This is a genomic window from Microbacterium sp. Ld4 (assembly GCF_045066555.1).
Taxonomy (GTDB): domain Bacteria; phylum Actinomycetota; class Actinomycetes; order Actinomycetales; family Microbacteriaceae; genus Microbacterium.
The window spans coordinates 1-18586 of record NZ_JBISHE010000004.1 but is presented as its reverse complement, the minus strand read 5'-3'; the positions used below and the strand labels follow the sequence as shown (position 1 = coordinate 18586).

21 protein-coding genes and 1 rRNA gene are annotated in these 18586 nt (G+C 70.1%); 3 read left to right on the top strand and 19 right to left on the bottom strand.

Going from position 1 to position 18586, the window contains the following annotated elements; all coding sequences use genetic code 11:
* Nucleotides 1-41 precede the first annotated feature (41 nt).
* The gene (locus tag ACJJV7_RS01330; protein WP_405372351.1) at nucleotides 42-404 is read left to right on the top strand and encodes an RNA-binding S4 domain-containing protein; all 363 of its coding nucleotides are present in this window, start codon (nucleotides 42-44) and stop codon (nucleotides 402-404) included.
* On the opposite strand, the gene ACJJV7_RS01325 is transcribed toward ACJJV7_RS01330, so the two are convergent.
* The 18 genes from ACJJV7_RS01325 to ACJJV7_RS01240 all read right to left on the bottom strand — a co-directional run bounded on the left by ACJJV7_RS01325 (nucleotide 395) and on the right by ACJJV7_RS01240 (nucleotide 17082).
* Nucleotides 395-823: a DUF2809 domain-containing protein gene (locus ACJJV7_RS01325; protein ID WP_405372283.1), complete on the bottom strand. Its 429-nt coding sequence runs from the start codon at nucleotides 821-823 to the stop codon at nucleotides 395-397. The genes ACJJV7_RS01330 and ACJJV7_RS01325 overlap by 10 nt on opposite strands.
* Nucleotides 802-1626 (bottom strand): NUDIX domain-containing protein, encoded by an 825-nt coding sequence (locus tag ACJJV7_RS01320; protein WP_405372349.1) that lies wholly within the window; start codon nucleotides 1624-1626, stop codon nucleotides 802-804. The genes ACJJV7_RS01325 and ACJJV7_RS01320 overlap by 22 nt, the downstream gene beginning before the upstream one ends.
* Before the next feature lie 143 nt (nucleotides 1627-1769).
* On the bottom strand, nucleotides 1770-3293 hold the full coding sequence (gene der / locus ACJJV7_RS01315; RefSeq protein ID WP_405372281.1) for a ribosome biogenesis GTPase Der: 1524 nt from the start codon (nucleotides 3291-3293) through the stop codon (nucleotides 1770-1772).
* On the bottom strand, nucleotides 3290-3967 hold the full coding sequence (cmk, locus tag ACJJV7_RS01310) for a (d)CMP kinase (RefSeq protein ID WP_405372279.1): 678 nt from the start codon (nucleotides 3965-3967) through the stop codon (nucleotides 3290-3292). Before cmk ends, der begins: the two co-directional genes overlap by 4 nt.
* Nucleotides 3960-5075 carry a prephenate dehydrogenase gene (locus tag ACJJV7_RS01305; protein WP_405372277.1) on the bottom strand — a complete coding sequence of 372 codons (1116 nt, stop codon included), beginning with the start codon at nucleotides 5073-5075 and terminating at the stop codon, nucleotides 3960-3962. The genes cmk and ACJJV7_RS01305 overlap by 8 nt, the downstream gene beginning before the upstream one ends.
* Nucleotides 5072-5845 (bottom strand): pseudouridine synthase, encoded by a 774-nt coding sequence (locus ACJJV7_RS01300; RefSeq protein WP_405372275.1) that lies wholly within the window; start codon nucleotides 5843-5845, stop codon nucleotides 5072-5074. Before ACJJV7_RS01300 ends, ACJJV7_RS01305 begins: the two co-directional genes overlap by 4 nt.
* Nucleotides 5842-6447 carry an SMC-Scp complex subunit ScpB gene (locus ACJJV7_RS01295; protein WP_405372274.1) on the bottom strand — a complete coding sequence of 202 codons (606 nt, stop codon included), beginning with the start codon at nucleotides 6445-6447 and terminating at the stop codon, nucleotides 5842-5844. The genes ACJJV7_RS01300 and ACJJV7_RS01295 overlap by 4 nt, the downstream gene beginning before the upstream one ends.
* Complete coding sequence (locus tag ACJJV7_RS01290; RefSeq protein ID WP_405372347.1) at nucleotides 6437-7273, bottom strand: segregation and condensation protein A; 837 nt, start codon at nucleotides 7271-7273, stop codon at nucleotides 6437-6439. Before ACJJV7_RS01290 ends, ACJJV7_RS01295 begins: the two co-directional genes overlap by 11 nt.
* 25 nt (nucleotides 7274-7298) lie before the next feature.
* The gene (locus ACJJV7_RS01285) at nucleotides 7299-8132 is read right to left on the bottom strand and encodes a ParA family protein (protein ID WP_405372345.1); all 834 of its coding nucleotides are present in this window, start codon (nucleotides 8130-8132) and stop codon (nucleotides 7299-7301) included.
* Nucleotides 8133-8292: 160 nt separating this feature from the next.
* Nucleotides 8293-9216, bottom strand: coding sequence for a site-specific tyrosine recombinase XerD (gene xerD / locus ACJJV7_RS01280; protein ID WP_405372272.1), 924 nt, complete (start codon nucleotides 9214-9216; stop codon nucleotides 8293-8295).
* A gap of 6 nt (nucleotides 9217-9222) precedes the next feature.
* On the bottom strand, nucleotides 9223-9858 hold the full coding sequence (locus tag ACJJV7_RS01275) for an NUDIX domain-containing protein (protein WP_405372270.1): 636 nt from the start codon (nucleotides 9856-9858) through the stop codon (nucleotides 9223-9225).
* A gap of 7 nt (nucleotides 9859-9865) precedes the next feature.
* The gene (locus ACJJV7_RS01270; protein ID WP_405372268.1) at nucleotides 9866-11560 is read right to left on the bottom strand and encodes a CTP synthase; all 1695 of its coding nucleotides are present in this window, start codon (nucleotides 11558-11560) and stop codon (nucleotides 9866-9868) included.
* Between the two features lie 71 nt (nucleotides 11561-11631).
* A complete protein-coding gene (gene recN / locus ACJJV7_RS01265; protein WP_405372266.1) occupies nucleotides 11632-13326 on the bottom strand; it encodes a DNA repair protein RecN in 1695 nt (564 codons plus the stop codon).
* Complete coding sequence (locus tag ACJJV7_RS01260; protein WP_405372264.1) at nucleotides 13323-14240, bottom strand: NAD kinase; 918 nt, start codon at nucleotides 14238-14240, stop codon at nucleotides 13323-13325. Before ACJJV7_RS01260 ends, recN begins: the two co-directional genes overlap by 4 nt.
* Entirely contained in the window at nucleotides 14237-15040 is an 804-nt protein-coding gene (locus ACJJV7_RS01255) for a TlyA family RNA methyltransferase (protein ID WP_405372262.1), read from the bottom strand. Before ACJJV7_RS01255 ends, ACJJV7_RS01260 begins: the two co-directional genes overlap by 4 nt.
* On the bottom strand, nucleotides 15037-15198 hold the full coding sequence (locus ACJJV7_RS01250) for a hypothetical protein (RefSeq protein WP_405372260.1): 162 nt from the start codon (nucleotides 15196-15198) through the stop codon (nucleotides 15037-15039). Before ACJJV7_RS01250 ends, ACJJV7_RS01255 begins: the two co-directional genes overlap by 4 nt.
* A gap of 55 nt (nucleotides 15199-15253) precedes the next feature.
* Nucleotides 15254-16285, bottom strand: a complete 1032-nt coding sequence (locus tag ACJJV7_RS01245) for an HAD-IIA family hydrolase (protein WP_405372259.1) — start codon at nucleotides 16283-16285, stop codon at nucleotides 15254-15256.
* Nucleotides 16285-17082 carry a hypothetical protein gene (locus ACJJV7_RS01240; RefSeq protein WP_405372258.1) on the bottom strand — a complete coding sequence of 266 codons (798 nt, stop codon included), beginning with the start codon at nucleotides 17080-17082 and terminating at the stop codon, nucleotides 16285-16287. Before ACJJV7_RS01240 ends, ACJJV7_RS01245 begins: the two co-directional genes overlap by 1 nt.
* 6 nt (nucleotides 17083-17088) lie before the next feature.
* On the opposite strand from ACJJV7_RS01240, the gene ACJJV7_RS01235 reads away from it, so the two are divergent.
* Both ACJJV7_RS01235 and ACJJV7_RS01230 read left to right on the top strand, forming a co-directional pair.
* Entirely contained in the window at nucleotides 17089-17859 is a 771-nt protein-coding gene (locus tag ACJJV7_RS01235; protein ID WP_405372256.1) for a hypothetical protein, read from the top strand.
* An 18-nt stretch (nucleotides 17860-17877) separates the two neighbouring features.
* Complete coding sequence (locus tag ACJJV7_RS01230; RefSeq protein ID WP_405467800.1) at nucleotides 17878-18420, top strand: hypothetical protein; 543 nt, start codon at nucleotides 17878-17880, stop codon at nucleotides 18418-18420.
* A gap of 44 nt (nucleotides 18421-18464) precedes the next feature.
* Here ACJJV7_RS01230 and rrf read toward each other — a convergent pair.
* A 5S ribosomal RNA gene (gene rrf / locus ACJJV7_RS01225) occupies nucleotides 18465-18581 on the bottom strand.
* Nucleotides 18582-18586: the final 5 nt, after the last annotated feature.

Genomic DNA, 18586 nt, shown 5'->3' with positions numbered 1-18586 from the left:
AGCGCGCGCTCGTCACCCACCGCGACCACCAGGAGGACCAGATGGCGGATGCCGTTCGCGTCGACGCCTGGTTGTGGGCCGTGCGCGTCTACAAGACGCGCTCCGCCGCCACGACCGCGTGCCGCGCCGGACACGTCCGGGTCAACGGAGACAAGGCGAAGGCCGCCCAGCAGGTCCGCATCGGTGATGAGCTCCGCGTGCGCATCGCGGGATTCGACCGCATGCTGGTCGTCCGCCAGATCATCTCGAAGCGCGTCGGCGCGCCCATCGCCGCCCTCGCGGCCGAAGACCGCACGCCCGTCCGGGAGCCGGTCGCGATGGTGGCTGTCAGAGATCGGGGCGCCGGACGCCCCACCAAGCGCGAACGACGCGACATCGAGAAGCTGCGCGGCCGTCAGGACTGAGCGCCGGCGGCACGAGACGACAGTCGCAGATCGACGGCGCGCCGCGCGCCGGCATCCGCCACCATCACGACGAGCACGGCGACGGCGTAGATCACGAGGTCGCGCGGGTCGAAGACGGTACCGAACACGAGCAGGGCGGGCGGAAACTCCGACCCCCACCGCGACGGCAGTCCGGTGAGCTGGAACAGCTCGACCCCGATGCACCAGCAGAGCACCACCGCTCCGACGAAGCGTGTGGACAGACGAGGCGCGACCACGACGAGGGCCGATGCGACCGCGGCGACGTAGAGCGCGTCGCCGGCGATGTCGGATGCCGGCGTCTCCGGCGCCCAAAGGTGCACCGCGAGCCCGGCGGCGACGACAATCACGACCGCGACGAGCGCGGCCGCACGCCGGATCAGAACTGTGCGCGAAGCCATGACACCGGGCGCGCCGCAGCGCCGACGGCGGCGACGCGGTCGGCGAGGGCCCGGTCGCTCGTGACCACGATGACCCGGTCGCCGCGGGCACGGCGCCTCTCCGCCTCGGCGACGAGCGCGTCGTCACCCTCCCCTGCGGCACGGACGATCTCCACGTGCGGCGAGGCGTCCGCCGCTCCGCGCGCCTCGCCCTCGAGCACGGCGACCATGGTCGGAAACCAGGTCGAGCCGGGCAAGCCGAACTCCTCCGCGGCAACACCCGTCACCGCGACACGGGCCAGGTCGTCCTGCAGACGCGTCGCGGCTCCGGAGCGGTCACGCCACCACCCGTCGGGGCGCGACCCGACGACGTTCGCCGCGTCGACCACCACCGTCGCGCGCTCCGCGAGCAGGCCGCGCAGCATCGGCCACGAACCGGCGAACCCGGGATGGAGGAACAGGTCGTCGACCGCGTCGACCGGCACCCACTCGAGGGCCGTGCTCTCGGGATCGGCGATCACCGGCTCGAAGGGCGTGGCGACGCGCGCGACGAGGGTCGTGTACGTCCAGACGCCGAGATCGAGCACGCTCGTCAGAAGCGGGGTCAGCGATCCGCTCGGAACGCCCGCCTCCTCGTGCGACTCGCGCAGCGCGGCATCCGTCGCCGACTCGCCCTGATGGCGCGCGCCTCCGGGTATCCCCCAGGTGCCGCCGTGATGGCTCCATGCGACGCGGTGCTGCAGCAGCACTCCGCGATCCGGATCGTGGGCGAGGAGCCCCGCCGCACCGAAGCGCCCCCAGTACCGTTCACCGGTGCCGGACACCACCCACGCATCACCCGGATCCCGCGGCCCGGTGGGCCGGGGCGGAGTTCCAGGGTGGTCGAGGGTCACGCGTCCAGCTTCTCACGCGGCCGATGGCCGACAGGCGGCATCCGTCATCCCACGGAACAACGGATGCCGACCGCTCAGCGCTGGCGGCGTTCGCGCACGCGCATGTTCGTGACGATCGGGGTGCCCTCGAATCCGAACAGCTCGCGGAGGCGACGCTGGATGAATCGCCGGTATCCCGGGTCGAGGAAGCCGGTCGTGAACAGCACGAATGTCGGCGGACGCGTCGACGCCTGCGTCCCGAACAGGATGCGCGGCTGCTTTCCACCGCGCAGCGGGTGCGGGTGCTCGGCGACGAGCTCGGCGAGGAACGCGTTGAACTTGCCGGTCGGGATGCGCTGATCCCACGACTCGAGAGCGGTCTCGAGCGCCGGGACCAGCTTGTCGAGGTGACGACCGGTGCGGGCCGAGAGGTTGACGCGCGGGGCCCACGCTACGTGCGCCAGGTCCTGCTCGATCTCGCGCTCGAGGTACCGGCGACGGTCGGCGTTGTCCATGTCGATGTCGTTCAGACGGTCCCACTTGTTGAACGCCAGCACCAGCGAACGGCCCGACTCGAGCACGAGGTCGATGATGTTGAGGTCCTGCACGCTGATCGACTCGGTCACGTCGAGCACGACGACGGCGACCTCGGCCTTCTCGAGGGCCGCCGTGGTGCGGAGCGAGGCATAGAAGTCGGCACCCTGCGAGAGGTGCACACGACGACGGATGCCGGCGGTGTCGACCAGGCGCCAGAGCTTGCCGCCGAGCTCGACGACCTCATCGACCGGGTCGCGCGTGGTTCCCGCGAGCTCGTTCACGACGACGCGCTCCTCACCGGCAGCCTTGTTGAGGAGGGACGACTTGCCGACGTTCGGCCGGCCGAGGATGGCGACGCGGCGGGGCCCGCCGAGCTCGTTCTTGGCCACCGCGGAGATCTCCGGCAGTACGGCCATGACGGCGTCGAGCAGATCGGCCACTCCGCGGCCGTGGATCGCCGAAACCGGGTGCGGCTCGCCGAGACCCAGGTTCCACAGCGCGGCGGCTTCGGGCTCGTGGCGCGCATCGTCGATCTTGTTGGCGACGAGGAAGACCGGCTTGTTCGACTTCCGGAGCATCCGGACGACCTGCTCATCGGTCGCCGTGGCGCCGACCATCGCGTCGACCACGAACAGGACGACATCGCAGAGGTCGATGGCGATCTCCGCCTGGGCGGCGACCGAGCGGTCGATGCCGCGCGCGTCCGCCTCCCAGCCACCGGTGTCGACGAGGGTGAACGAGCGATCGAGCCACTCCCCCTTGTACGTCACGCGGTCACGCGTGACGCCGGGGGTGTCCTCCACGACGGCCTCGCGGCGGCCCAGGATGCGGTTGACGAGCGCGGACTTGCCCACGTTCGGTCGACCGACGATGGCGATCACCGGGAGCGCCGGAAGCAGCTCCACGACCTCTCCGCCCGCGGTGAAACCGGCCAGCAGGTCGGCGTCCTCCTCGTCGAGCTCGTACTCCGACAGCGAGGCGCGCAGTGCCGCCGCCCGCTGGTCGGCGAGCGTCTCGTCGAGGTTGGCGAGCTTCTCCTCGATCCGGTCGGGGCCTGCGTGGTATTCGTCTTCGGCGCTCATCGTGAGCCTCCCGTTCCCGACCGCACGACAGCCAGGACGGCGTCGACGGTCTGTGCGAAGTCCAGGTCGGTCGAGTCGACGACCGTCACGCCGGGGGCGGCGGTGAGGAAGTCGACGACCTGGGAGTCGGATGCATCGCGCTTGTGCAGCGCAGCGGCGACCGCCGCGGCATCCTGAGTGGTCAATTCGGCGCTCCGTCGCGCGGCCCGCACCTCGGGGGCCGCGGTCAGCAGGATGCGCACAGGGGCGTCGGGGGCGACGACCGTGGTGATGTCGCGGCCCTCGACGATGACGCCGGGCCGCTCGGACTCGGCGACGAGTCGTCGGAACATGCCGTTCACCTGTTCGCGGATCACGGGAACCCGGGCCACACCGCTGACGGCGGACGTGACCCTCGGATCGCGGATCGCCTCGGTCACGGTCACGTCTCCCACACGTACCCAGTACTCGTCGGGGTCGAGGGAGATGGCGTAGTCGAAGTCGCCCGCGGCGTCGACGACAGCGGCCTGATCGGACGTGTCGGCGCGGTGCTCGAGAACGTGCCACGCGAGGGCGCGGTAGGCGGCGCCGGTGTCGAGGTAACCGAACCCGAGCGTGCGGGCGACGGCCTTCGACACGCTCGACTTGCCGCTGCCCGCGGGTCCGTCGATAGCGATGGTCAGGGGTTCAGTCATTGAGACTCGCAATCTTCCAGCCTCGTGCGGCGAGGCCATCGGTGGCCACGGTCACCGCCGAGGGCACGACACTGATCTCGCCGAGCCCGAACTGCGCGCCCGGCGAATGTTCGAGGCGGAAGTCCTCGACGTTGACCTCGAGCTCGCCGAGGTCCCCGAAGAGCTTGCCGAGCTGTCCGGGAGTGTCGTCGACCATCACCACGACGGTGTCGAAGCGACGGTTCTGCCCGTGCTTACCCGGAAGTCGCTCGACTCCCTCGTTACCGCGCCGGATGGTGTCGGCGACGGTGCGCCTCGATCCGGGGCGATCGGGAGCCCGCAAGGCCGACGACACCGCCCGGAGATCGTCGGCGAGGGCGTCGAGCACGTCGACGACAGGATCGGCGTTGGCTCCGAGGATCTGCACCCACAGTTCGGGCGCCGATGCCGCGATGCGCGTGGTGTCACGGACACCCTGCCCGGCGAGGCGGAGCGACCCCTCCTGGGCGCCGACGAACCGGCCGGCGAGGAGGGAGGCCACGAGCTGGGGAACGTGCGAGACGAGGGCGACCGAGCGGTCGTGCTCGACCGGACTCATCTCGATCGGCGTGGCGCCGAGGTCGAGAGCGAGCCCTTCGACGACGGCGAGGTCGCGAGCGGTGGTCTCACCGTCGCGGCAGATCACCCACGGCCGGCCGATGAAGATGTCCGCGCGTGCCGAGATCGCTCCCCCGCGCTCGCGACCGGCCATCGGGTGCGATCCGATGTAGCGGGTGAGGTCGACGCCGCGGGAGCGGAGGACCTGAAGCGGGTCGAGCTTGACGCTCGCCACGTCGGTGACGACGGCCTGAGGGTGAGCGGCGAGTTCGCGCTCGACGACGTCGGCTGTCACGTCGGGCGGAACGGCCACCACCACGAGTTCCGGGCGGTCGCCGTCGGCGGAGTGACGGCCTGCGCCGTAGTCCACCGCAAGACGCAGCTGCGCCGGAGACGCGTCGGAGAGCACGACATCGACGCCGAGCGCGCGGAGCGCATGTCCGATGCTGGATCCCAGCAGTCCTGCGCCGACGATACGAACGGTGCCGGTCGTGCGGACGGCGCGAGCGCGCGCGTACGTCACGTCGGTCACAACTGCTCCTGAGTGGGCTCCTCGGGCGGAGTGTCCGCCTGGCGCGCCAGAGTGAGCAGCGCGCCACGTTCCACTGTAGTCAACTCGCGGGTCCGTCCCGCTGAGAGCGTGCCCAGGTGCAACGGGCCGAACTGGCGCCGCACCAGCTCGACCACGGGGTGACCGACCTCGGCCATCATGCGGCGGACGATGCGGTTGCGCCCCGAGTGGAGCGTCAGCTCGACCAGGCTCGTGTCGCCGCTCTGGTCGAGGAGGCGCGCCTTGTCGGCGACGATCGGACCGTCGTCGAGCTCGACACCCTTCGTGAGGGTGGCTATGGTCTGCGCGGTGACGCGGCCTTCGACCTTCGCGATGTAGACCTTCGTCACGCCGAACGACGGATGAGCGAGCACATGCGCCAGATCGCCGTCGTTGGTCAGGATCAGCAGGCCGCTCGTGTCGGCATCCAATCGGCCCACGTTGTACAGGCGCTCGGGCCAGTCCTCGGTGAAGCGCCGGAGGTCGGGACGACCCTGATCGTCCTTCATCGACGACACCACGCCGGTCGGCTTGTTGAGGACGACGTACCGTTTGCTCGTGTCGAGCTGGATCGCGGTGCCGTCGACGTCGACCAGGTCGACCTCGGGGTCGATCCGTGAGCCGAGCTCGGTCACGACCTCCCCGTTGACGCGCACGCGACCCTCGACGATGTACTGCTCGCAGACGCGGCGCGAGGCCACCCCCGCGTTCGCCAGAACCTTCTGCAGTCGGATGCCTTCACTGTCGGTCATCGGAGTACCTCCCCGTCGAAACCCGCAGAGCCGTCGTCGAGCAGCGGGGAGATCGGCGGCAACTCGTCGAGCGAGTTGATGCCGAGGTGCCCCAGCAGGGCGTCGGTCGTGCGGTAGTTGATGGCCCCGGTCTCGGGGTCGGTGAATGCTTCGGTGATCAGGCCCCGGGCGAGGAGCGTGCGCACGACCGAGTCGACGTTGACGGCGCGGATCGAGGCGACCTGGCTGCGCGAGACGGGCTGCTTGTACGCGATCACGGCGAGTGTCTCGAGGGCCGCCTGCGACAGGCGCGACGGCGCCTGTCCGTTGACGAAATCGGCGACCAGCGCGTCGTGCTCATCACGGACGTAGAACCGCCAGCCGCCGCCCACCTCTCGAAGCTCGAAGCCGCGCCGGGGCCCGGATCGCTCGCCGTCGTAGTCGGCGACCAGGTCGTCGACGGCCGCGCGGACAGCCGCGACGGGAGAACCGACCGCGGCAGCGAGCGCGACCAGGCTCTGCGGCTCGTCGACGATCATGAGGATCGCCTCGAGCCTCCGGGCGATCTCGGCGGTCGTCCGGGGCGCGGCCGCCGCCTCGACCTCGGTGACGTCATCGGTCATAGTCGGCCCCCAGTGTGGCGAGGTTCTCTTGGGACCAGCGTTCCGCGGTCCAGCGCAGGGTGAGTTCGCCGAGCGGTTCGAGCTGCTCGAACGAGAGTGCGGCGTGACGGTAGAGCTCGAGCACTGCGAGGAACCGCGCGACGACGATGCCGGGCTGCACCGCGCCGGCGATCAGCTCACGGAACGTCAGCTGGCCGGCATCCCGCACAAGGGTCACGACGATGGCGGCCTGTTCGCGGATGGAGACCAGCGGGGCATGCAGGTGGTCGAGCCCGACGTGCGGGATCTCCTTCGGAGCGAACGCGAGAAGGGCGATCGCCGCGAAATCGGATGCCGACAGGGTCCACACGAGCTCCGGCACTGCCCGGCGGTGCTTGGCGTCGAGCCGGACCGCACGCACGTGACGGCGGCTCTCCCGATCGAGGCAGCGGGCGAACCAGGCGGAGACCTCCTTGAAGGCCCGGTACTGCAGCAGCCGCGCGAACAGCAGGTCGCGCGCCTCGAGCAGCGCCACCGCCTCGGCGTCGACGAGCTCGCCCTGCGGGAGGAGCCCGGCGACCTTCATGTCGAGCAGCGTGGCAGCGACGACGAGGAACTCGGAGGCCTGCTCGAGGTCGGCATCGTCGGTGAGGCCTCGCAGGTATGACAGGAACTCGTCGGTGACCTTGCTGAGCGACACCTCGGTGATGTCCATCTCGTGTTTGGAGATGAGGGTGAGGAGGAGATCGAAGGGGCCGTCGAAGTTGCCGAGGCTCACTCGGAATCCGGGTTCCGCCGCGCCCTCGTCGACCACCGCGACGGATGCCGCAGCGCCGGAGGGCGTGATCGGGTCAGCCTGTGCGGGGGCCTCGTCAGGCGACGGCGCCACGGGACACCAGCTCCCGAGCGAGGCGCAGATACGCCTGCGCAGCGGAATGCTCCGGCGCGAACTTCGTGATGGGCACGCCCGCAACGGAAGCGTCGGGGAACTTCACGGTACGGCCGATGACCGTCTCGAGCACGTCGTCACCGAAGGCGTCGACGACGCGTTCGAGCACCTCGCGCGAGTGCAGCGTGCGCGGGTCGTACATCGTCGCAAGAACGCCGTCGAGAGTGATCGAGGGGTTCAGTCGGTCTCGGACCTTGTCGATGGTCTCGATGAGGAGCGCGACGCCTCGGAGCGCGAAGAACTCGCACTCGAGCGGGATCAGCACGCCGTGGCTGGCCGTCAGCGCATTGACCGTCAGCAGCCCGAGCGAGGGCTGGCAGTCGATCAGGATGACGTCGTAGTCGGCGGCCACCTTGCGCAGGACGCGGGCGAGGATCGTCTCGCGGGCGACCTCGTTGACGAGGTGCACCTCGGCGGCGGACAGATCGATGTTCGCCGGGAGGATGTCGAGGTTGTCGACCGACGTCGAGACGATGACGTCCTTCGGGTCGCGCTTCGGGTCGAGGAGAAGGTCGTAGATCGTCAGACCCTCATGGGTCTGCACACCGAGACCGGCCGACAGCGCACCCTGAGGATCGAAGTCGACCGCGAGAACGCGGCGACCGTACGAGGCGAGCCCTGCCGCGAGGTTGATGGTCGTCGTCGTCTTACCGACGCCGCCCTTCTGGTTGCAGAGCGAGATGATGCGCGCGGGGCCGTGGCCGTCGAGCTTCGGAGGGGTGGGGAACCCGTGGTACGGGCGACCGGTCGGTCCCATCGGAGCGTCGTCCGACACCACCGCCTCGCCTGTCGTCGTGCCCCGCTTGCTGACCGCCACTGATCTCCTGCCTTCACCGTGCGTCCCCCGATTCTAGTCGGCGGGAGCGGCCGCCGCGGGAGGCCGCCGCCGCGCGCCGCGATCCTGCCCGGCCGGGTGCTCAGAGCGCGCGCGGGTGCGAGGTCAGATACACGTCGCGGAGCGCGTCGACGGTCACGTGCGTGTAGATCTGCGTCGTCGCGACGGAGGCGTGTCCGAGAAGCTCCTGCACCACGCGCACATCGGCTCCTCCCTGGAGGAGGTGGGTCGCGAAGGAGTGCCGGAGCGTGTGGGGCGACACGTGGGCAGTGAGGCCGGCACGCTCCGCCGCCTGCTGGATCACGAGCCAGGCGCTCTGCCGCGACAGCGGTGCCCCCCGCGCGCCGAGGAACGCGCGCGGCGTCGCCCTCCCCCGCCGCGAGAGCTCGGGGCGGGCCCGCGTCAGGTAGGCGTCCACGGCTGCCTGGGCGAAAGAACCCACGGGAACGATCCGCTCCTTGTCGCCCTTGCCCCGCACGCGGAGGACCTCGCCGTGCCCGAGGTCGTCAACGTCGAGCTGGACGATCTCCGAGACGCGCGCGCCCGTCGCGTACAGCAGTTCGAGGAGAGCGCGATCGCGCATGCCGATCAGGTCACCGGGCGCGGCATCCTCCGGCGCAGGACCGGATCCGTCGAGGAGCCGCACGACGTCGTCGACCGACAGCGCCTTCGGCAACCTCATCGGCGCCTTCGGCGGCCGGAGCTTTCCGGTCGGATCTTCCGGGGCGATGCCCTCGCGGGCAAGGAAGCGGTGCAGGCTGCGGATCGACGACTGCACCCGGGCCAGCGAGGTCGCCGCCGGCGGGGGCTCCGCCGATGCGCGCTCTGCCGCGAAGTCGCTCACGAGCCCCGGGGTGATCCCCTCGACCGTGACGACGTCGTGTTCGGCGAGCCAGCTCGCGTACCCGGCGAGGTCACGCCGGTAGGCGTCGATCGTGTGCGACGAGAGCCCGCGCTCGATCGTGATGTGCCTCAGATAGGCGTCGATCGCGCGCGCCAGCTCCACCGGGCGTTACTTCGAGCCGACGGGACGGCTCCGGCCGGGCCACTCGGCATCGGCCGGACCGAGCGTCGACCAGTCCCGTTCGCGTCCGACGTGCGCGGCGAGAGCCGCGATCGCGAGCGAAGGATTCTGCAGCCGGCGCGCCACGACGCCATCCACCACCTCGTCGAGGGCCACCCACGACACCTCGATGTCGGCCTCCTCCTCGGTGCGGGCGAAAGCCTCCGTGGTCGCCGTGAGGTCGCGGGCGAGGTAGATGCGGATCGCCTCGTCGCTGCCGCCGGGGCTGGTGAAGAAGTCCGAGAGCACGTCCCACCTCTCGGCGGTCAGGTCCGCTTCCTCGGCGAGCTCGCGCTTCGCAGCCTCGAGCGGGTCTTCTCCGGGCACGTCGAGGAGTCCGGCGGGGATCTCCCACTCCCGGAATCCGACCGGATGCCGGTACTGCCGGATCAGCAGCACGCGGCCGTCCTCGTCGAGTGCGAGCACCGCCACGGCGCCCGAGTGGTCGACGTACTCGCGCGTGATCGAGCCGTCGCCGTAGGCGAATTCGTCGCGGCGGATGTTCCACACCCGCCCGGTGAACACCGTCTCGGTGCGGGTGACCTCGACCGCGGCACGCTCGTCGCTCAGCGGAGTGTGCGTCATGACGACCTCACTCGCCGTTCTCGACGTCGAACAGTTCGCTCGACCGGTGCCGGTCGAGCGCCGCGGCGATGAGGCCACGGAACAGCGGGTTCGCCTCGGTCGGGCGGGAACGGAGCTCCGGGTGCGCCTGCGTCGCGATGTAGTAGGGGTGGACGTCGCGGGGAAGCTCGACGTACTCGACCAGGTCGAGCTCGGGGTTGAGTCCCGAGAAGACGAGGCCGGCCTCGGCGATCTGCGCGCGGTAGGCGTTGTTCACCTCGTAGCGGTGACGGTGGCGCTCCGTTGCGCGGGTGGCCCCGTAGACCTCGGCCGCCACCGAGCCCTCTGCAAGCTCCGCCTCGTAGAGTCCGAGCCGCATCGTGCCGCCGAGGTCGCCGCGATCGAGGATGTCCACCTGCTCCGCCATGGTCGCGATGACCGGGTGGGGCGTCTCGGGATCGAACTCGCTCGACGAGGCGCCCTCGATCCCGGCGACGTGACGGGCGTACTCGATGACCATGCACTGGAGGCCGAGGCAGATGCCGAGTGTCGGCAGCCCCTGCTCGCGGGCGAACTTCAGGGCGCCCAGCTTGCCCTCGATACCGCGGATGCCGAACCCGCCGGGAACGACGATGCCGTCGACGGCAGAGAGGGCCTTGGCGGCGCCTTCGGGCGTCTCGCACAGGTCGGAGGGCACCCAGGTGACCGTGACCTTCGTCTCCTGCGCGAAGCCGCCGGCCTTCAGCGCTTCGGTCACCGACAGGTAGGCGTCGGGCAGGTCGATGTACTTGCCGACGAGGCCGATCGTGACTTCGTGCTTCGGGTTGTGGACCGCGTTGAGCACCTTGTTCCAGCGAGTCCAGTCGACCTCCGCGGCCTTGCCGAGCCCCAGCGCCCGAACGATGTACTCATCGAGTCCCTGCTCGTTCAACATCGTCGGGATGTCGTAGATCGACGGCACGTCGACGGCGTTCACGACGGCATCCTCGTCCACGTCGCACATGAGGGCGATCTTGCGCTTGTTCGACTCGGTGACCGGCCGGTCGCTGCGGAGGACGAGCGCATCGGGCTGGATGCCGATCGAGCGCAGCTGCGCAACCGAGTGCTGCGTCGGCTTGGTCTTCTGCTCCCCCGATGCCCCCATGAACGGGACGAGCGAGACGTGGACGAAGAACACGTTCGTGCGGCCGAGCTCGTGACGGATCTGGCGGGCCGATTCGATGAACGGCTGCGACTCGATGTCGCCGACGGTTCCGCCGACCTCCGTGATGATCACGTCGGGCCGGGGATCCTCGGTGGCCTGCAGCCGCATCCGCCGCTTGATCTCATCGGTGATGTGCGGGATGACCTGCACCGTGTCGCCGAGGTACTCGCCGCGGCGCTCCTTGGCGATCACCTGGGAGTAGATCTGCCCGGTCGTGACGTTGGCCGCCTGGCTGAGTTCCACGTCGAGGAAGCGCTCGTAGTGTCCGATGTCGAGATCGGTCTCCGCGCCGTCGTCGGTGACGAAGACCTCACCGTGCTGGAACGGGTTCATCGTTCCCGGATCCACGTTGAGATACGGGTCGAGCTTCTGCATCACGACGTGCAGTCCGCGCGCCGTCAGAAGGTTGCCGAGGCTGGCCGCCGTCAGGCCCTTCCCGAGAGAAGAAACGACACCGCCCGTCACGAAGATGTGCTTGGTGGTGTCGTTGTTGCGTCCCGCGCCCGAAGTGTCCGTCACGGGCTTTCACTCTATCAGTCCCTGCGGACACCTCGTCCAGAAGCGGATCGAATGTCGGGCTCGGGATGCCGTCAACCCGCCGACCCGAGTGCGAGCAACTCTCGGGCGTGCACCAGCGCGGCATCCGAATCGGCCATTCCCGACAGAAGCCGCGCCATCTCCGCGGCGCGTTCGCCTCCCTCGAGGCGCCGGACGCTCGAGGCGGTGACCGAGCCGTCGTGGGCCTTGACGACCGACAGGTGATTGTTCGCAAAGGCCGCGACCTGGGCGAGGTGGGTGACTGCGATGACCTGGCTGTTCTGCGCGAGCTGGGCGAGGCGCCTGCCCACCTCGATCGCCGCGGCGCCGCCGATGCCGGCATCCACTTCGTCGAAGACGAACGTCGGCACCGGATCCGTCGCGGCGATGACGACCTCGATCGCGAGCATGACGCGGCTCAACTCTCCGCCCGACGCGCCCTTCGCGACCGGCCGAGGCTCGGCGCCCGGATGGGGCGCGAGCAGGATCGTGACGTCGTCGCGACCGGATGCCGTCTCGCTCCCCTCTTCGACCGCCACCGTCAGACGCGCATCGGGGAGCGCGAGGTGACGGAGCTCGGTCGTCACGGCGTCGGCGAGCCGGACGGCGGCCGACCGGCGCGCGGCCGTGAGCGCGGCGGCCGCGGCGTCGAGGGCGCTGCGTGCGTCGTCGCGCTCGACGGTGAGCCGGTCGATGCGGTCGGAGTCGTCGTCGAGCTCGACGAGCCGGGCCGACCCTGTCTCCATCAGCTCGAGGGCAGCGGCCAGCGATCCGTGGGCGCGCACGAGGCCGCTGAGTGCCGCGCGCCGTTCCTCGACCGCAGCGAGCTCGTGGGGTCCGCCCTCGTCGAGGTCGGCGAGATAGCCGCTGAGGTCGCCGGCGACGTCGGCCACCCGGTATCCGAGCTCCTCCAGCGCCGCGGCGTGCACCTGCAGGCTCTCGTCGGCGCCGGCTGCGCGGTCGAGTGCCCGCCGCGCCTCGGCGAGGAGGGCGAGCACGTCCGGCTGATCCTCGTCGCTCGAGAGGGCCGAGTGGGCCGAGGCGGCCGCCAGGCGCAGCTCTTCCGCGTTGGCGAGCCGGTCGGCGCGCTGGGCGAGGTCGAGATCTTCGCCGGGCTGCGGGTCGATCGCTTCGATCGCCGCGATGGCATCGCGCAGCTCCGCCGCCTCCTGCGCGCGCGCGTCGCGGGCGGCTGTCAGCGCGGCAAGTTCTGCCGCGGCGCTGCGCCAGCGGTCGAAGAGCTCACGGTACTCCTGGAGCGGCGCCGCGACCGTCTCGCCCGCGAACCGGTCGAGTGCGTCGCGCTGCGCGGTCGCCGACTTCAGCCGGAGTTGATCCGACTGGCCGTGCACCACGACGAGCTGGTCGGCGAGGTCGGCGAGCACGCCCGCCGGTGCGGTGCGGCCGCCGACGGTCGCGCGGCTGCGGCCTTCGCTCGAGAGCGTGCGACCGAGATACAGTTCGGCCTTGCCGCTGCCGAGCGGCTCGACGTCACCGCCGGCGTCGCGCACGCGCTCGACGACGGGCCCCTCCTCCGGAACGATCCAGACGCCCTCGACGGCGGCCTGCGCGGCGCCCGAACGCACCGCACCGTAATCGGCGCGCTGTCCGAGCAGGAGGCCGAGACCGGTGACGACCATCGTCTTGCCCGCGCCGGTCTCACCCGTGATCGCGGTGAACCCCGGACCGATCGGCAGGGTGGCCGAGGCGATGACGCCCAGGTCGCTCAGCTGGATGTGCTCGATCACGGCGCGACCTTCACGTCCCCACGCCATCCCGCGACAGGCAGCTGGAACTTGCGGACCAGCCGGTCGGTGAACACCGACGGATGCAGCCGCGCGAGCAGCACGGAACGCTGCGAGCGGCGCACCACCACGGACGCACCGGGCGGCAGGTCCTGCGACCGCCGGCCGTCGCACCACAGCACGCCGCGGCCCTGATTGCGCTCGAGGACGTCGATGCGCACCGACGTCTCCGGTCCGAGGACGAGCGGCCGGGCGAAGAGCGCGTGGGCTGACAGCGGAACCAGGCACAGCGCCTGGACCGACGGCCAGACGACGGGTCCGCCGGCGGAGAAGTTGTAGGCGGTCGATCCCGTGGGGGTGGCGACGACCACGCCGTCGCAGCCGAAACTCGACAGCGGGCGGCCGTCGATCTCGATCATGACCTCCAGCATCCGTTCGCGCGAAGCTTTCTCCACGGTGGCCTCGTTGAGGGCCCACGTGTCGTAGACCACGTGGCCGTCGCCGTCGTGCACCTGCACCGAGAGGGCCATCCGCTCGTGGACGTCGTAATCGCGGGCGATGACCCGGGCGATGGCTTCGTCGATGTCGTCGGCCTCGAGCTCCGCCAGGAAGCCGACGTGGCCCATGTTGATGCCGAGGATCGGCACGGCGGCGGTGCGGACGATCTCCGCCGCGCGCAGGATCGTGCCGTCTCCCCCGAGGACGATCGCGACCTCGATGTCGGTGATGTCGACGGTGTCGCCGAGCACCGCGGTCTCGAGGTCGGCGACGACGGCCACCAGGTCGGGATCGTCACCGGGGAGCACCGGCCGCGCTCCCGCCGCGTCGATCGCCGCGATCACACGGCGTGCGCCCGCGACCGTCGTGTCGCGGTGCGCGTGCGCGACGACCAGGATGTTTCGCGTCGCGTCGGTCATGCGGCTCCCGCCAGTCGGTTCACGGTGTCCAACCATTGTGTCGGATTGACGTCATCGGTCGTCCCGGCTGTGAAATGCGCGAGGAACTCCCGGTTGCCGTGGGTCCCCGCGATCGGGGACGAGATGACTCCGCGCGTGCCGAAGCCCACGTCCCAGGCGGCCCAGAGCACCGTCGCCACCGCATCGGCGCGCCTGCCGGCATCCGTCACCAGGCCCTCGCGCACCCCGGTCCGGCCCACTTCGAACTGGGGTTTCACGAGCAGCACGAAATCTGCCGCAGGACACGTCGCGGCGACGGCCGGCAGCACGTGAGTGAGCGAGATGAAGGAGAGGTCGCCGGTGACGAGCGACGGCGATTGCGCGACACCGCTCGCGTCGCTCAGCGACGTCGCGCTCATGTGCCGGACGTTGAAGCCTTCGACGGAGATCACTCCCCGATCGGCTGCGATCTCCGGTGAGAGCTGTCCGTGACCCACGTCGACGGCGATCACCGTGGCCGCGCCGCGCTCGCGGAGCACCTGCGTGAACCCGCCGGTCGACGCGCCCATGTCCAGGGCGACGCGCCCTGTGGGGTCGACACCGAACGCGTCGAGCGCGGCGAGGAGCTTGTGCGCCGCCCTGCTCACGTAGTGGTCGGATGCCGCCACATCGATGATCTGATCGTCGCCGACCTTCGCCGACGGCTTCACGACGGGTTCTCCGTCGACACTGACAAGACCCGCATCGATCAGCTGGGCGGCATGCGTGCGGGAGCGTGCGAGACCGCGTGCGGCGACGGCCGCGTCGAGACGGGCCGTCATACCGTGCGATCGCGCGGAGCTGATTCGAGCCGGCGGGCCAGGTCGTCGGCGAGCATCGCGTACGCCGCCGCGCGCTGTCCGAGCGGCTGATCCTCGATGACGTCGAGCGTCGAGACGAGGTCTTCCCGGCGGGCGTCGTCGTCGGCATCCATCGTCATGCCTCCACGATACGCCGACTCCCCCGCCGTCGGCGGGAGGCCGGGCGGGGGTTGATCAGCGGCGGTGGAACGGGTCGGCGTAGAGGCGCTCCGGGACGCGGAAGCCGTAGATGGCACGGCCCGTTCCCCAGATCGCGGCGGCTCCGGCGCGCACCAGGTCGATCGGGCGATCGCCTTCGGCGACGATCCGCACATCGGGTCCGTCGATGCGGACCGAGGCCTTGCCCACCGACGTGACGTCGCCCTGGACGATCGTCTCGGGGTACGGCTCGTGCAGCTCGCGGAGGTCGCCCAGGATGTACGTCGGGCGAGCATTCAGCGGTGCGGCGAGCACGTGCTTAGGACGATCGATCCCCGTCAGCACCAGCACCGAGTCGATGTCGGCGGCGTGCGCACCGGCGATATCGGTGTCGAGCCGGTCTCCGATGAAGAGCGGATGCCGGGCCCCGAACCGGGCCACGGCCTCATCGAAGATGGGTCGCTCAGGCTTACCCGCTACCGTCGCCAATCGGCCGACCGCTGTGTGCACCGCGGAGACGAGCGTCCCGTTGCCCGGCGCGATGCCTCGCGCCTGCGGAATCGTCCAGTCAGTGTTGGTGGCGATCCAGGGGATGCCGCCCTCGTCCTCCGGAAGGGTGAGCGCATAGGCGGCTTCGGCGAGATGGACCCATCCGACATCGGGCGCGAATCCCTGCAGAACCGCCGCGGGCGCGTCGTCCGCGCTGCGGGTGACGATGTAGCCGGCCTTTTCGAGCTCGAAGACCAGACCGTCTCCCCCGACGACGAGGATGACGGCGCCCGGTGCCACCCGCTCACGAAGGAGTCGGACGGCGGCCTGCGGGCTGGTCACGACTTCGGTCGGCGCGGTGGGAAGGCCCAGGTCGGTCAGGTGCGCAGCCACCACGCTGTCGCGACGGGACGCATTGTTGGTGATGTAGGCCAGCCTCCGCCCGGAAGCGGCCCGAGTCAGCGCGTCGACGGCGTGCGGGATCGCCCCGTCGCCCGCGTACACGACGCCGTCGAGATCAGCGAGGACGAGGTCGACGTCGGAGAGCGGCGTCGGGCGCACGCGCCCGAACAGCGCCATCAGCGCTCGTCCTGAGCGGGGGCGTCATCCTCCGCTGCGACGGCGTCGCTCTCGACCGGCTCGGGCTCGGCGGCCGACGGGGTCTCCTCCGTCAGCTGTGTCTCATCGACCGGCTGGGCGTCATCGACAGACGGCGATGCGTCCTCCGCGGGCTCGGGCTCGGGCTCGGGCTCGGGCTCGGGCTCGTCGTCGTGATCGATGTGATCGTCGTGATCGACGTGATCGTCGTCGATGATCATCTCTTCGATTTCGTCGAGCTCGACGGTCTCGGAGTCGGCATCCTGCGCGTCGATCACATCGGCGGCGATATCTGCGCGGCGGAGCCATTCGGCCGCCTCGTCGTGGCGGCCGAGTTCTTCGAGGACGGTCGCCCGTGCGGCGAACAGCGCGGGGCTCCAGGAGAAAGCGCGATCGGGATCGAGCTCGGGGATGTCGAGTTCGTGCAGCGCCCGTTCCGTCTCGCCGAGGTCGAGGCGAGCCCCCGACATCGCAATGGCGAGCTCGACGCGAACGTCGACGGGCAGTGCGGAACGGTCGGCCGCACGGCCGACCTCGAGCGCGCGGTCGGGGCGCCCGACCCCTCGTTCGCTGTCGACCATGAGAGCGATCTGGTCGTCCTTGCCCGAGATGCGCCGGTAGGTGCGCAGCTCGCGAAGAGCGAGCGCGAAGTCACCCGTGGCGTATGCCGTGATCGCGACCGTCTCGCGGACCACGGCGATGCGGCCGGCGCTCCGCGAGGCGGCGAGAGCGTGCTCGTGTGCGAGCTCCGGGTCGTCGTCGATCAGCTGGGCGGCCATTGCGAGATGACGCGCGACCTGCTCAGCATTGTCTTTGCTGAGGGTCTTCAACTCGTTGCGAGCGGGACCGTTCAGGTCGCGCGCGGTGACCTCGTCAGGCACTGTCGGGCCCGCAGACTGCAGACGCCGGTCGGAATCCTGAGGCGGACGCGAGGAACGTCGTTCGTACGAACCCCCGTCGCGGTCGCGCGGAGGGTACGGACGCGAGTCACCGTCACGCTTCTGATACGGACGCGAATCGCTATCCCGACGTTGGTATGGACGGGAGTCGCCATCGCGGCGCTCCGACGGACGCGAGTCACCGTCGCGACGCTGGTATGGACGCGAGCCGCCATCGCGACGCTCCGACGGACGCGAGTCACCGTCACGGCGCTGATACGGCCGCGAATCACCATCTCGACGCTCCGACGGACGCGAGTCACCGTCACGACGCTGGAAGGGACGCGAGTCACCGTCACGGCGCTGGAAGGGACGCGAATCACCATCGCGACCCTCAGCCGGACGCGCGGCACCGTCACGACGCGGGTACGGACGCGAGTCACCGTCACGCTTCTGAAAAGGACGGGAGTCACCGTCACGCTTCTGGAAGGGACGGGAGTCACCGTCACGCTTCTGGAAGGGACGGGAGTCACCGTCACGCTTCTGGAAGGGACGGGAGTCGCCATCACGGCGCTGGTACGGACGCGAGTCGCCATCACGGCGCTGGTACGGACGCGAGTCGCCATCACGGCGCTGGTACGGACGCGAGTCGCCATCGCGACGCTCCGACGGGCGTGAGTCACCGTCACGACGCTGGTGCGGACGGGAGTCCCCGTCACGGCCCTGGTACGGACGGGAGTCACCATCACGGCGCTGGTACGGACGCGAATCACCATCGCGACGCTCCGACGGGCGCGAGTCACCGTCACGACGCTGATACGTACGGGAGTCACCATCACGCCGCTGATACGGGCGGTCGCCATCGCGACGCTCCGAGGGCCGCGAGTCGCCTTCGCGACGTTGATACGGACGCGAGTCACCATCACGACGCTGATACGGACGCGAGTCACCATCACGACGCTCCGAAGGCCGGGCGTCACCATCGCGACGCTGGTGAGGACGCGAATCGCCCTCGCGCTTCTCGTAGGGACGGGCGGCGCGGTCTCCCCGTTCGGCGGAACGCGAACCACCATCGCGCTTCTCAGAGGGACGCGAACGCGGGTCATCCCCGCCGCCACGGGACGTGCGGGGTCGATCTCCTCGAGAGTCCGACGACGATGGGGTGAACTTACGCTTCCCGCCGTCGCGGCGGGGCTGCTCGTCCTCAGTCATTTCGTCATCCTCTCATTGGCGCGTTAACGCAAAATGGCCACCCAGCATTGGGTGGCCATTTCACAGAAGAAGTCCGGCGGTGTCCTACTCTCCCACAGGGTCCCCCCTGCAGTACCATCGGCGCTGTGAGGCTTAGCTTCCGGGTTCGGAATGTAACCGGGCGTTTCCCTCACGCTATGGCCGCCGAAACACT

What these genes read in the sequence shown, in the direction of transcription:
- ACJJV7_RS01330 (WP_405372351.1), top strand. Translation starts at nt 42, where the DNA reads ATGGCGGATGCCGTTCGCGTCGACGCCTGGTTGTGGGCCGTGCGCGTC.
- ACJJV7_RS01325 (WP_405372283.1), bottom strand. Translation starts at nt 823, where the DNA reads ATGGCTTCGCGCACAGTTCTGATCCGGCGTGCGGCCGCGCTCGTCGCG.
- der (WP_405372281.1), bottom strand. Translation starts at nt 3,293, where the DNA reads ATGAGCGCCGAAGACGAATACCACGCAGGCCCCGACCGGATCGAGGAG.
- cmk (WP_405372279.1), bottom strand. Translation starts at nt 3,967, where the DNA reads ATGACTGAACCCCTGACCATCGCTATCGACGGACCCGCGGGCAGCGGC.
- ACJJV7_RS01300 (WP_405372275.1), bottom strand. Translation starts at nt 5,845, where the DNA reads ATGACCGACAGTGAAGGCATCCGACTGCAGAAGGTTCTGGCGAACGCG.
- ACJJV7_RS01295 (WP_405372274.1), bottom strand. Translation starts at nt 6,447, where the DNA reads ATGACCGATGACGTCACCGAGGTCGAGGCGGCGGCCGCGCCCCGGACG.
- ACJJV7_RS01285 (WP_405372345.1), bottom strand. Translation starts at nt 8,132, where the DNA reads ATGGGACCGACCGGTCGCCCGTACCACGGGTTCCCCACCCCTCCGAAG.
- ACJJV7_RS01275 (WP_405372270.1), bottom strand. Translation starts at nt 9,858, where the DNA reads ATGACGCACACTCCGCTGAGCGACGAGCGTGCCGCGGTCGAGGTCACC.
- ACJJV7_RS01260 (WP_405372264.1), bottom strand. Translation starts at nt 14,240, where the DNA reads ATGACCGACGCGACGCGAAACATCCTGGTCGTCGCGCACGCGCACCGC.
- ACJJV7_RS01255 (WP_405372262.1), bottom strand. Translation starts at nt 15,040, where the DNA reads ATGACGGCCCGTCTCGACGCGGCCGTCGCCGCACGCGGTCTCGCACGC.
- ACJJV7_RS01250 (WP_405372260.1), bottom strand. Translation starts at nt 15,198, where the DNA reads ATGACGATGGATGCCGACGACGACGCCCGCCGGGAAGACCTCGTCTCG.
- ACJJV7_RS01245 (WP_405372259.1), bottom strand. Translation starts at nt 16,285, where the DNA reads ATGGCGCTGTTCGGGCGCGTGCGCCCGACGCCGCTCTCCGACGTCGAC.
- ACJJV7_RS01240 (WP_405372258.1), bottom strand. Translation starts at nt 17,082, where the DNA reads ATGGCCGCCCAGCTGATCGACGACGACCCGGAGCTCGCACACGAGCAC.
- ACJJV7_RS01235 (WP_405372256.1), top strand. Translation starts at nt 17,089, where the DNA reads ATGACGCGCGACCTGCTCAGCATTGTCTTTGCTGAGGGTCTTCAACTC.